The 11,836-nt window shown below is 72.4% G+C and carries 11 protein-coding genes; 5 read left to right on the forward strand and 6 right to left on the reverse strand.

Annotated elements, in window-relative coordinates:
- Positions 1 to 30: 30 nt before the first annotated feature.
- Entirely contained in the window at positions 31 to 2,301 is a 2,271-nt protein-coding gene (locus ACFYXK_RS28110; RefSeq protein WP_389413636.1) for an MMPL family transporter, read from the reverse strand.
- Positions 2,302 to 2,476: 175 nt separating this feature from the next.
- Between ACFYXK_RS28110 and ACFYXK_RS28115 the strand changes: the two genes are divergently transcribed.
- Positions 2,477 to 3,649, forward strand: a complete 1,173-nt coding sequence (locus ACFYXK_RS28115) for a sensor histidine kinase (protein ID WP_389413637.1) — start codon at positions 2,477 to 2,479, stop codon at positions 3,647 to 3,649.
- Positions 3,624 to 4,286: a response regulator gene (locus tag ACFYXK_RS28120; RefSeq protein WP_389413638.1), complete on the forward strand. Its 663-nt coding sequence runs from the start codon at positions 3,624 to 3,626 to the stop codon at positions 4,284 to 4,286. The genes ACFYXK_RS28115 and ACFYXK_RS28120 overlap by 26 nt, the downstream gene beginning before the upstream one ends.
- 229 nt (positions 4,287 to 4,515) lie before the next feature.
- Here the strand turns inward: ACFYXK_RS28120 and ACFYXK_RS28125 are convergent, their stop codons facing one another.
- Entirely contained in the window at positions 4,516 to 5,376 is an 861-nt protein-coding gene (locus ACFYXK_RS28125; protein ID WP_389413639.1) for a class I SAM-dependent methyltransferase, read from the reverse strand.
- Between the two features lie 236 nt (positions 5,377 to 5,612).
- On the opposite strand from ACFYXK_RS28125, the gene ACFYXK_RS28130 reads away from it, so the two are divergent.
- Positions 5,613 to 6,107 carry a hypothetical protein gene (locus tag ACFYXK_RS28130; RefSeq protein WP_389413640.1) on the forward strand — a complete coding sequence of 165 codons (495 nt, stop codon included), beginning with the start codon at positions 5,613 to 5,615 and terminating at the stop codon, positions 6,105 to 6,107.
- 42 nt (positions 6,108 to 6,149) lie between these two features.
- Here ACFYXK_RS28130 and ACFYXK_RS28135 read toward each other — a convergent pair whose 3' ends face one another.
- On the reverse strand, positions 6,150 to 6,632 hold the full coding sequence (locus tag ACFYXK_RS28135) for a peptidase inhibitor family I36 protein (RefSeq protein ID WP_389413641.1): 483 nt from the start codon (positions 6,630 to 6,632) through the stop codon (positions 6,150 to 6,152).
- Positions 6,633 to 6,750: 118 nt separating this feature from the next.
- A complete protein-coding gene (locus ACFYXK_RS28140) occupies positions 6,751 to 7,704 on the reverse strand; it encodes a LysR family transcriptional regulator (RefSeq protein ID WP_389413642.1) in 954 nt (317 codons plus the stop codon).
- Positions 7,705 to 7,807: 103 nt separating this feature from the next.
- Here ACFYXK_RS28140 and ACFYXK_RS28145 point away from each other — a divergent pair, with 103 nt between their 5' ends.
- A complete protein-coding gene (locus ACFYXK_RS28145; protein WP_389413709.1) occupies positions 7,808 to 8,701 on the forward strand; it encodes an NAD(P)H-binding protein in 894 nt (297 codons plus the stop codon).
- A 91-nt stretch (positions 8,702 to 8,792) separates the two neighbouring features.
- Positions 8,793 to 9,158 carry a darcynin family protein gene (locus ACFYXK_RS28150; RefSeq protein WP_389413643.1) on the forward strand — a complete coding sequence of 122 codons (366 nt, stop codon included), beginning with the start codon at positions 8,793 to 8,795 and terminating at the stop codon, positions 9,156 to 9,158.
- Positions 9,159 to 9,212: 54 nt separating this feature from the next.
- Here ACFYXK_RS28150 and ACFYXK_RS28155 read toward each other — a convergent pair whose 3' ends face one another.
- The gene (locus ACFYXK_RS28155; RefSeq protein WP_389413644.1) at positions 9,213 to 10,679 is read right to left on the reverse strand and encodes a multicopper oxidase family protein; all 1,467 of its coding nucleotides are present in this window, start codon (positions 10,677 to 10,679) and stop codon (positions 9,213 to 9,215) included.
- Positions 10,680 to 10,888: 209 nt separating this feature from the next.
- Complete coding sequence (locus tag ACFYXK_RS28160) at positions 10,889 to 11,692, reverse strand: M4 family metallopeptidase (protein WP_389413645.1); 804 nt, start codon at positions 11,690 to 11,692, stop codon at positions 10,889 to 10,891.
- Positions 11,693 to 11,836 lie beyond the last annotated feature (144 nt).

Below are 11,836 nucleotides of genomic sequence, written 5' to 3' on the forward strand. Positions count from 1 at the left end.
GCCGGACGCCAAGGGCGGGCAGGAGTTGAGTCAACGGTCAACCAGCCGTGGACGCGGGGCCTCACCCGTGGATTCCGCGTCGGTGTCGTCGGTGCCGACCGGGCCGCGGGGAAGCAACCAGTCCAGCCACTTCGGCAGCCACCAGTTGGTCCGGCCGAGGAGTGTCATGGTCGCCGGTACCAGCACCATGCGTACGACCGTGGCGTCGATGAAGATCGCGGTGGCCAGGCCGAGCCCGAACATCTTGGCGGAGGGGTCCTCGGCGACGGCGAAGGACAGGAAGACCGCCACCATGATGAGGGCGGCCGAGGTGATGATCCGGGCGGTGCCCGAGACGCCCTCAACGATCGCCGTGCCGTTGTCGCCGGTGCGCAGGTACTCCTCGCGTACGCGGGAGAGGAGGAACACCTCGTAGTCCATCGACAGGCCGAACAGGATGGCGAAGAGGAACATCGGGATGAACGACACGATCGGAACCGTCGCTTCCAGCCCGATGAGTGCGCCTCCCCAGCCCCACTGGAAGACGGTGACCATGATGCCGTAGGCCGCGCCGATGCTCAGCAGGTTCAGCAGCACCGCCTTGAGCGGTACGAGTATCGAGCGGAAGACCAGCATCAGCAGCAGGAACGACATCGCCAGCACGGCGGCGACGAGCACCGGCAGGCGTTGGCTGGTGCGTTGGCCCACATCGGACAGGCTCGCGGCGGCGCCGCCGACGTGGGCCCTGGCCGGGCCGTGCCCGATCGCCGTGGGCAGCACGCCGGTCCGCAGCCGGGCGATGGTGTCGGCCGTGGCCTTGTCCTGAGGGCTGGTGGTCGGGAACACCACGAGGGTCGCGATGCCGGTGGCCCGATCGATGTGCGTCAGCGCGACGGATGCGATGCCCGGATCCGCCGCGACCGCCCCGACGAGTCGGTCCAGCACCCCCGGATCACCGGCGGGGTCCGCGGCGATGACGAGGGGACCGTTGGTGCCCGGGCCGAATCCCTCGGCGACGAGGTCGTAGGCCCGGCGCTCGGTACGGCTGTGGGGCAGTGAGCCGTCGTCGGGCAGGCCGACGCGCAGGCCGAGCACGGGCAGCGTCGCGGTCAGCAGCAGCCCCGCCGCGCCGATCGCGTACAGCACCGGGTGCCGGCTGACGTGCCCGATCCAGCGCCGCCAACCGGCGGCGGGAGCGGCGCCCGCCACCGTGTCCCGCCGCCGTGCGAGTCGGCCCGGCTTCCCGGTCTGCAGAGCCCGGCCGATCCGGCCGGCCCGGGCCAGGCGTGGGCCCGCCGCGCCGAGGAAGGCCGGCAGCAGCGTCACCGACGCGAGCACCATCGTCAGGACGACAATCGAGACGGCAACCCCGCCCACCGTCATGAACGGCACGTTCGCGACCGCCAGGCCGAGGATCGACACGACGACGGTTCCGCCGGCGAAGACCACGGGCCGCCCCGCCGTGGCCACCGCTCGTCCGGCCGCCTCGTGCGGATCGAGCCCGCGCGCGAGGTACTCCCGGTGCCTGGCGAGCACGAACAGCGCGTAGTCGATGCCCACTCCGAGCCCGACCATGCTGCCCAGGACCGGTGCGAAGGTGGGGACGTCCGTGACCCCCGCCAGTACCGTCATCGTGGCGACCCCGACGGTCAGTCCGAAGACCGCCATGCCGATCGGCAGCGCGGCGGCGACGAGCGAACCGAACGCCAGGAACAGGATCGCGGCCGCGGCGAGGAGGCCGATCAACTCGCTCGCGCCGCCGTCGGGGTCGGAGAAGGCGTAGAAGAGGTTCCCGCCCATCTCGATGCGCAGGGGCAGTTCGGCACGCAGCCGGTCGCCGAGATCGACGAGGGCGTCGAGGTCTTCGGCCGACAGCCGGCTCTGGTCGGGATACTGCACCCGGACGACCGCGATCCGCCCGTCGGCCGAGACGAGGCCGCCGCGCACGGCGGTGTCCCCGCCTGCGTCGAGTGCCCCCGCCGGATCGCTCGTGCCGAGCACGTGCGGCAGCCGCTTCACCTCGGTCTGCAGCCGTGTGAGAGCGGTGCGCGCGCTGTCGTGCTCGAAGAACGTCGCACCGCCGTCGAGGGGGGTGACGACCACTTGGGCGGTCATCCCCTCCTGGCCGGTGCCGGCCCGCTCGATCAGTTCCGCGGCCCGCTGGGAGTCCAGTCCCGGCGCGGTCATCGAGTCCGCATTCCGCCCGCCGAAGGCGATCGCGGCGAGGACGGCGAGCGTGGCGGCGATCAGCCATGCCGCGATCACCCGCCAGGGATGGCGGGCGGCGGCCCCGCCCAGGCGCAACAGGGCTTTCGAGAGCATCGGGTCCTCCAACCACCTCGTCGGCCGTCCTTGTACGGCCGCCGATGCCGAGGTTCGTCGCCACGGCGCTCCGCGGCATCGGCCCGCGGGCCGCGGATCCGTCGGCCCCGGGGCGGAGTGACGACCCGTCCTTTCGGCCGATGCGCGGCACGCCGCGGTGCCTAGGCTGAGAACCGTGCTCCGAGACGACCTGCGAACCCTGTGGACCGAACCCCGGCCGCCCGGCGCGCCCGCCCGGGTGCGGCGGGACTGGGCGCTGCTCGCCGCGGGCCTTGCCGGTGTGGCGCTGGAGGCCACTCTGCGCGAGAACGTCGTGTGGCGGCCGGTGGCGGTGGTGTCCGCCGTATGGCTGTGCCTGCTGCCCCTGTGGCGCCGGACCCGCCCGCTGGCGATGGTGACGCTGGCGTTCGGCTCGGTGACCCTGCTTCAGGTGGCCTCGCTCGTCGCCGCACCGCGCGAGCCCGTCGGCCTGTACACCGGCGCGGTCGTGCTCGTGCTGGTGTACGCGCTGCCCCGGTGGGGATCGGGACGGGAGATCGTGCTGGGCGGCGCGGTGATCGTCGCGGTGTGCGCGCTGTGTGCCTTCACGGACGAGACCCCGGTCGTCGAACAGGTCGTGGGCTTCGTCTTCGGGCTGCTGCCCGGCGTGGTCGGGGCTGCGGTGCGGTTCCGGGTGACCGCTCGCGAGCGGCAGTTGGAGCAGGTGCGCTCCCGCGAGCGCGAGCAGCTCGCCCGGGAACTGCACGACACGGTGGCCCACCACGTGTCGGCCATGGTGATCATCGCCCAGGCGGGCCGGGTGCTCGCGGACACCGACCCGTCCGCCGCCGTCGAGGCGCTGGAGGGGATCGAGGAGGAAGGGGCGCGCACGCTGGAGGAAATGCGCGCCTTGGTCGCCGCGCTGCGCGACCGCGGGGTCGGCGCCGAGCTGGCGCCCCCTGCCGGCGTCGCGGATCTGGAGCGCCTGGTGCGCACCCCCGGCGGTCGTATCAGGGTCGACCTGGGGCTCGACGGCGAACTGGACACGCTGCCCCCGGCCGTGGACGCGGCCGTCTACCGGATCGTGCAGGAGTCGGTGACCAACGCGCTGCGCCATGCGGTCGACGCGACCGAGGTCGTCGTCCGGGTCGCCGCGGAACGGCACATGGTGCGGGTGAGCGTGCGCGACAACGGCCGGCGCGCCGGCCGGGGTCGCGACGGATACGGACTTACCGGATTGCGCGAGCGCGCGACGCTGCTCGGCGGCACACTACGAGCCGGCCCGGGTACCGACCGGGGCTGGCATGTCGACGCCGAACTGCCGAGAGCGAGGAGCGAGAGCGGTGTCCATTCGCGTCCTCGTCGCTGACGACCAGACGATCATCCGCAACGGGTTGCGGATCATGCTGAACGCCCAGCCCGGCATCGAGGTGGTCGGCGAGGCCGCCGACGGGCGGGAGGCGGTACGTCTGGCCCGCGAACTGCGCCCCGACGTCTGTCTGTTCGACATCCGCATGCCCGTACTCGACGGGCTCGAGGCCACCCGGCTGGTCGCCGGCCCGGGCGTCTCCGACCCGCTGGCCGTGGTCGTCATCACCACGTTCGACCTCGACGAGTACGTCTACGGTGCGCTGCGTGCCGGCGCCCGCGGATTCCTCCTCAAGGACACGGGACCAGACCTTCTGGCCCAGGCCGTACGGTCGGCGTCCGGCGGTGAGGCGCTCATTGCGCCCAGCGTCACCGTCCGTCTGCTCCAGGCATTCGCGGACCTGCCCGCCGGCCGGCCCGTGGCCCAGCCGGTCTCCCCCGTCACCGCCCGCGAGGAGCAGGTGCTCCTCGCCGTCGCTCGCGGGCTGACCAACACCGAGATCGCCGATGCACTGCACATCAGCCTCAGCACGGTGAAGACGCATCTGGCCAGCCTGATGGCCAAACTCGGCGCCCGCAACCGGGTCGAGATCGCGATGTGGGCCTACGAAACGCGCCGTATCCTCCCCGGAACCTGAGCCGGGTGCCGGGCCATGTCCCATGAGTCCCCGCCCGGACATCAGTGCACCGGTCGGCTCACGTCGGCAAAGACCTCAACAGGACACCCGGTGATCACGACTCGATACGCGCCCTAGCGGTGGTGCGCCCCGGAGGCGGCGGCCGAACGCCGTGAACTGCCGTGCGGTGGAACGAATACGAAGGAGCTGAGGAATCGGGGGCCCCGCCGCGGCGGAGTCCCGGGCCGGGTCAGCCGTGCTGCTCCGGGCGGCGGCCCCACACGGTGAGCATGCCGGGGCCGAGTTCGGCGAGCCCCGGCGACTCCAGGTAGGCAAGGGCCTCGTCGAGGGTCGCTGCGTCGAGGCGGCCCGGGGCGAGCAGGGCGGGCCGCATCCGCTGCCAGGTGTCGCTCCAGAACGCGGTGAGCGGGGCGCCCGGGGTGAGGGGCGGACACACCAGCTCCGCGGCGACGGCTTCCAGGCCCTCCGCGCGCAGGGCGTGCGGGTGCGCACGGACGGCTGCGATGTCCGTGCCGATGGTCTCCCCCAGGGTCCGCCACATGGCGTCCAGGGTGCGCCGGTACGCGGACTGCGTGTCGGCGGGGTCGGGGACGTCCGCTGCGTCGCTGAGGACGAGGTACCCCCCGGGGTTCAGCAGGTCTGCGAGCTGGGTGAGGAGTGCGCGGCGTTCGGGCAGGTGCATGAGGACGAACCGGGCGTGGACGAGGTCGAACGTGCCGAGTCCCGTCTCGGAGGCCAGCCGGGTGAGGTCGGCCGCGCGCACCCGCAGTCCCGGCCCGGCGATCGGGACGAGGTGGCTGGTGTCGCGGTCCAGCGCGACGACCTCGTCGGCGCCCGCCTCCTCGGCGAGCCAGCGCGCCACGGTTCCCGTGCCCGCGCCGACGTCCAGGCAGCGCCAGCCGGGACCGACGCCGAGGCCGCGCAACCGGGCCCGGGTGAACGGGTCGTAGACGAGCGCGGCGCGGTCGATGCGGTCGCCCTCCCCCTGGTGCTCCGGGCGGAAGAGGGTCTCGCCGTAGCGGCCGACGACCGCCTCGGGGGCGCCCGGGACCCCGGAACCGGTGGTGTGCTCCTGGGGTGCTGATGCCACTGCCGACTCCTGCCTCCCGGGGACGCCGTACCGGCCCGGCCCTCCAGGGTGGCCCGCCGGCCGACGGGGCTGCGGTATTGGGCCGGGTGGGGGCGCGTCGGAGCTCCGGAGCCCGGGCAAGGCCGGGCCGGGCCGGAGGGCCCGCTTCCCGCTTGCCCGGACGGACCGCGCCCGGCGGCCCGGCGGTCCGGGGCGGCCCCGTCAGAGGCGCGAGGGGCCCTCCCTACTCTGGAGTCATGAACGTGTTCAAGGGCGGTGACGGTCGGTACCTGGAGATGACCAACGGCGGCACGGCGGTGTTCGTGGACGTGCTGATGCTCGCCGTGTCCACGCTTGCCAACGAGCCGTGGGACTTCCGTTTCGCCGCCCTGCTGACGCTCCAGGACCAGAACGTGATGGGGCGTGGGGTGGTCGGCTTCGGCCTGGCGGAGCTCGACTGGGGGGACACTCCGCAGGAGCGAGCCGGGGCCAAGGACTTCCTGCTGCGCGTCCTCGATCTGGCGCTGTCCCGTCACCGGTGGGAGGAACTGACGTACGAGCCGCCCCGGGTCGAGGGGTACCTGCGCACGTACCGGGCGATGGTGGAGGAGTTCGATCCCGCGACCGTGAGGGCCGGCACGGGCGTCCTGCCCGGGCCGGACGAGGCCGCGACGGCCTCGTGCGTACGCCACCGGGTACTGGATGCGCTGCCGTTCTGGGAGGCGTGCCTGTTCTGCACGGCTGCAGTCTGACCAGAGGCGTTCAAGGCCTCTCCCCGCCGCGCCCGCCGCGGGTCAGGACAACCGGCAAGTGTGGAACCGGTTGGAGCGGATGTTGCCGAACGCCGCCGGGAGCTGGGGAACGCCCTGGTCGGGGCGGACGGTCAGGCGCCGGCCCGAGTAGCCGACGCTGTTGTACACGGTGACGCACCGGCCCCAGAGACGGCCGCCCGCGCGCCATGTCCGGGCGCTGTTCCACACCGACGAACCGCCGTTGAACCCGACGTAGGCGGTCGTCTCTGGATAGCGCGGCATGTCCTGGGCCACGAGGCTCGCCACACCCGTGTATCCGGGATCGGTCCAGCCGCACACCCAGCCCGCGGCGCAGTCCCCGATCGGAGCGGCAATGCCGCCGGACCCTGCCTGGGCCGTCGGAGCGAGGGCGACGACGAGGAGGAGCCACGCAGCGCCGAGTGCACCGGTCGCGGCCGCCCGCCTCCCGGCGGCCCGGCGGCGGTGACCGTGCCGTCGGGCCACGACATCGGCGTGCACGCTCACGGAAATCACCGCCGGTCTCCGGATGTCCGCCGGCCCCCATGAGGGACGGCAGCAGAGTTCCATCGCACCTCTCACCGGCGTTGATCGCACCCCGGGCCGTCAAGGGCCTTCGGTCGGATCATGCGGTCGGGCTCCCGGGGGCGCGGAGGGTTCGGCGGACGGCGTTGCGGAGCCAGTGGTGGGCTCTGTCGGCTGCATGGCGGGGGTGCCAGGCCATGCCGACGGTCACGGGCGGCAGGGCCAGGGGAATGTCCAGAAGGTGCAGTCCGAGCGCGAGGGCGTCGCCGGTGAGGGGTGAGGGGGCCGCGCCGGGGAGTGCGGCGGGGACGAGGCAGACGACGTCGCTGCGCGCGGCGAGGGTCATGGCGGCGAGGTGGCTGGGCAGGACGATGCCGACCCGCCGACGAAGGTTCCGCTCGGCCAGGGCCGTGTCGAGGGGGCCGGTGAACCGGCCGCGGCGGCTGACCGCGACGTGTTGGGCGGCGGCGAGCCGGGCCGGGGTCACCGGTCCTTCGGTCAGCGGATGGCCGGGCCGGACGGCCGCCACCATGCGGAGGCTGACCAGTTCCTCGACCCTGGTTTCGGGGTCCACGTGGTCGATGGACCCGACCTCCAGGTCGATCCGGCCGTCGCGCAGCGCGGGACCGGCCTCCCACTCCTCGGCCCGGATCCGGAACGAGACCCCCGGCGCCTCCTGCTCGGCCAGGCGCAGCAGTCCGGGAGCCAGTGCCGCGCCGACCAGGTCGGCGGTCTGGAGGGTGAAGGTGCTGCGCAGCGTGGCGGGGTCGACGCCGGTATCGGGGCTGAGCAGGGCCCCGAGGCGCTGCACCACGGCTGCGGCTTCCTCGCGCAGGGCCTGGGCGCGCGGGGTGGGGACCATGGTCTGCCCGGCCCGGACCAGCAGCGGATCCTGCAGGGTGCGGCGCAGGCGGGCGAGCGTGCGGCTCATGGCGGCGGGCGAGGTGTGCAGCCGGGCGGCGGCCCGGGTGACGCTGTGCTCGGCCAGCAGGGCGTCCAACGCGATGGCGAGATTGGCGTCGAGGGCCGAATCCGGGCTGTTCACCAGCATCATTCCATTTCAGTCAATGATTCCGTGCCGATGTTCCCATTGTGGCAGCACCGGGGTCCTCAGCAGGATGACGGGCGTACCGACCAGCACGACCTGCGAGGTTTTCATGATCGTCATTACTGCTCCCACCGGGAACATCGGCCGTTGCCTGCTCTCCCGGCTCCTGGAGTCCGGGCCGGCCACGGGCGAGGAACTGCGCGTGATCGTGCGCGACCCCGCCCGGCTTCCGGACGCGGCGCGCGGACGCGTCGAGGTGGTCACCGGCTCGCACGCAGACGCCGAGGTCGTCGACCGGGCCTTCGAGGGTGCGGACGCCGTCTTCTGGCTCGTCCCCCCGGACGCCTCCCTGACTCCGCAGGACGCCTTCAGCGGCTTCACCCGCCCCGCCGTGAAGGCGCTCGCCGCCCACGGCGTCGGCCACGTCGTCGGCGTCTCCGCGCTCGGCCGCGGCACCCCGCTCGCCGACCGGGCCGGCCTCGTCACCGCCTCCCTCGCCATGGACGACCTCATCGCCGGCAGCGGCGTCGCCTACCGGGCCCTGGCCAACCCGTCCTTCTTCGAGAACCTGCTGGAGGAGTCCGACTCGATCCGCGACGAGGGCGTCTTCACCGACGTCGTCGACGGCGACCGCAAGGCCCCCTTCGTCGCCTGCGCCGACATCGCGGCCGTCGCCGCAGGCCTGCTGCTGGACCGCTCGTGGACCGGCACCGAGAGCGTCCCGGTCCTCGGGCCGCAGGACCTGTCCCCCAACGACCTGGCCCGCATCATGACCGAACAGCTCGGCCGCCCCGTCCGCTACGAACGCCAGCCGCTCGACGAGCTGTACACCACCCTCGTCGGCCACGGCCTCGACGAGGCGTTCGTCCAGGGCATCGTCGACATGAAGCGAGCCAAGGACCAGGGCCTGGACGCTGGCGTCGCCCGTACCCCGGGCACCGCCTCCCCCACCGGCTTCGAGCAGTGGTGCGCCCAGACCCTCAAGCCCGCCGTCCTGTCCTGAAACCCACTGAACCCGCTGAAACCCACCACACGTCGCCGGAACGCACAGTGGCCCGGCGCACGAAGACCACCTGCCACTTCGGAGGCACCTGATGCCCGCTGAAAGAACAGCACCACCCGTCACGGCGTTCATGCTCGTCAAGACCACACCCGAGTGGCTCGCCCTGACCGTCCGGCAACGCGTCGACGCCTTCACCACCCAGGTCCTGCCCGCGATCGAGGCCAAGACCGGCGGCGTCCGGTCACGCTTCTACGACACCGAGTTCTACTCCGCGCGCGTCACCGACGTCTGGATGTGGGAAGCCGAAGACCACCACGCCTATCAGCTCCTCATCGACGCCCTGCGCGAAACCCCGTTCTGGGACCGCTACTTCGAGGTCATCGACCTCCTCGTCGGCACCGAGAACGGCTACGCCCGCACCTACGGCCTGGAACCCGTCGCCACCATCAGCACCTGACCGCCGGGCCGGGAGGGGGCGGGCCCGGCCCGGCTCGGCGCGGCCCGGATCCGGCTACCGCACGCGGAAGTTGGCCATCATGCCCATCGCCGAGTGGTCCAGCAGGTGGCAGTGGTAGACGTACGTGCCCCGGTAGGCGTCGAAGGTGGCGTGCAGCTTCACCGTCTCGCCGGGGAGCAGCTGGACCGTGTCCTTCAGGCCCGCCTCGGCCGGTCCGACGGGGACGCCGCCCCGCTCCAGCACCCGGAACTGGACCAGGTGCATGTGGAAGTTGTGCGGGATGAGCTTGTTGGCGTTGGTCACCGTCCAGATCTCCGAGGTCCCGAACGTGACCGTCTGGTCGATCCGGTCCGGGTCCCACTGGAGCCCGTCGATCATCCCGCGCGGCTCGGTGCGGCCGTCCTCGTCCATGCTGAAGACGATGCTCCGCTCGACGGCGGGCTTGGGCAGTGCGTCCAGCGGCGGCAGGGTGCGCAGCACGTCCGGGATCCGGCTCGGGTCGGGTGCGGTGCGGACCACGTCGAACCGCAGCACGTTGCCGACCTGACCGGGTGCGCCCCCGCCCATCGTGGTCTCCAGGACGATCTTCGTGCCGACGGGGTAGCGGGAGAAGTCGATGACCACGTCGGCCCGTTCCGCCGGGGACAGCGAGACGGTGTCGGTGGTGAAGGGGCGCTCGAGCAGGCCGCCGTCGGAGCCGATCTGTACGAGCTGGCCGCCGTCGGCGAGACGCAGCTTGAAGAAGCGCAGGTTGGAGGTGTTGAGCAGGCGGAAGCGGTACTTGCGGGCCGCGACCTCCAGGTACGGACTGGGGCGGCCGTTGGCGAGCAGCGTCGTGCGGCCCCGGAAGTCGTCCATCGCGTAGACCAGCTGCCCGTTCTCGTCGAACCGGGCGTCGCGCAGCGCGATCGGTATCTCGTACTTGCCGGAGGGCAGCGGCAGGGCACGTTCCGCGTCGTCGGTGAGGATGTACGTTCCCGACAGCCCGCGGTAGACGTGCTCGGCCTCCATGTGGTGGGCGTGGTCGTGGAACCACAGCGTGGCGCCCGGCTGCTGGTTCGGGTAGGTGTACGTGCGTGCCGTGCCCGGGGCGACGGTGTCCATCGGGGCGCCGTCGTTCTCCGGGGAGACGCTCGCGCCGTGCAGGTGCACGGCGATCGGCATGTCCAGGGTGTTCCGGTGCCGTACGGACACCGTTCGGCCGCTGCGCGCCCGCAGCACCGGCCCCGGGAAGTGGCCGTCGTAGGTCAGCACCTTGGTCTGTACCCCGGGCAGGATCTCCCGCGAGACCTCCTTGACGGTGACGCGGTACGCGTCCTGCCCGCCCTGGGTGGAGTACGGGGTGAGCACGGGCAGTTGCGGCAACTTCACCGTGAACGGCGCAGGCGCGACCACCGGGCCCGCGTCGTCGGCGGCCTGCGCGGTGGCGGTGCGCAGTACGGGCAGCAGGCCGGCACCGGTGATCAGGCCCGCGCCCGTCGTGGCCAGCGTGCCGACGAGCACGCGTCGTCTGGTGACCATGCGAATGTCCTCCTGGGAACGATGGGAGTGCGCACTGGCGTTCGCATCACGAACGCTCACCCTCATGATCCGGACCACGCGCCGGGTGACCTCTGCCCAAATCGGGAAAATGTCAGGTATCGAGCGCGGCTGAGCGGTGCGGCCGACGACACGGCACGGGGCCCCGGCCGCCGTATGCGGCGGCCGGGGCCCCGTGCCGTGTCGTGCGGTCAGCGCTCCACGCCGACCGCGCTCCATGCCTTGGCCACCACGTCCGTCGACCAGTCCAGGTCACGGGCCGCGCCGATGGTCGCGTAGCGGAATGCGGAGAAGTTCGTGGTCCTGGCGGCGTACTCCATCAGCGCCTTGTACCAGATGCGCCCGGCCCGGTCCCAGGCGTGGCCGCCGAGTTCGGTCGCGACGAGGTAGAACACGTGGTTCGGGATCCCCGCGTTGGCGTGGACGCCCCCGTCGACGCGGGAGGTCTCGTCGTACTGCCTCATGTGGGCCGCCTGGTGGAACCGGGCGGGATCCTCGAGGGAGCCGCCGGCTCCCTCGGAGGACGGGACGCCCTGGCCGAACAGCCAGTCCGCTTCCTGCACCGTGTGCTGCAGGCCGTACTGCTTGGCCAGGAGACCGAAGACGTTCCCGAGCGAGACGGCGAGCGCGCCGGGCTCACCGTACGACTCCAGTTCGGCGGTGTGGTGGATGATGCCGGCCGTGAACTGCTCGGCGAGCGCGTCCACGGCCGGGACGCCGCCGTCACCGAGGAGGATGCGCGACCGCTGCCAGGCCACGCCCGGCTGCCCGGTGCGGAGGACCGCCTCCACGGGACCGCCCCGGCCGTCGATCGAGTTGCGGCCGTACACCGTGCGGAAGAAGTCCCAGGTGGCGCCGAGGGCGTCATAGGCGTCGTCCGCCCGTGTGTCGCCGCTCGGAGCTCCCCCCTCCTCGCGCACCAGCACCGGGCTGTCGGGATCGTTCCGGCCGTCCCATATCCTGCGGACCGGACGTACAGATGCACTCTCAGTCATGATCGCCATGCTGACAGGAAACCCGGCCCGGACGGCACAACCTGCCCTCCGATCAGTCAAGTTGACGTCGCCGGTTCTCGGGGAAGGCGGCGCCGGGCGGCCGGGGTCACGAGGTCGCCGTCACGAGGTCGCCGTCACGAGGTC

This window comes from Streptomyces sp. NPDC002209 (assembly GCF_042890265.1).
Lineage (GTDB): Bacteria > Actinomycetota > Actinomycetes > Streptomycetales > Streptomycetaceae > Streptomyces.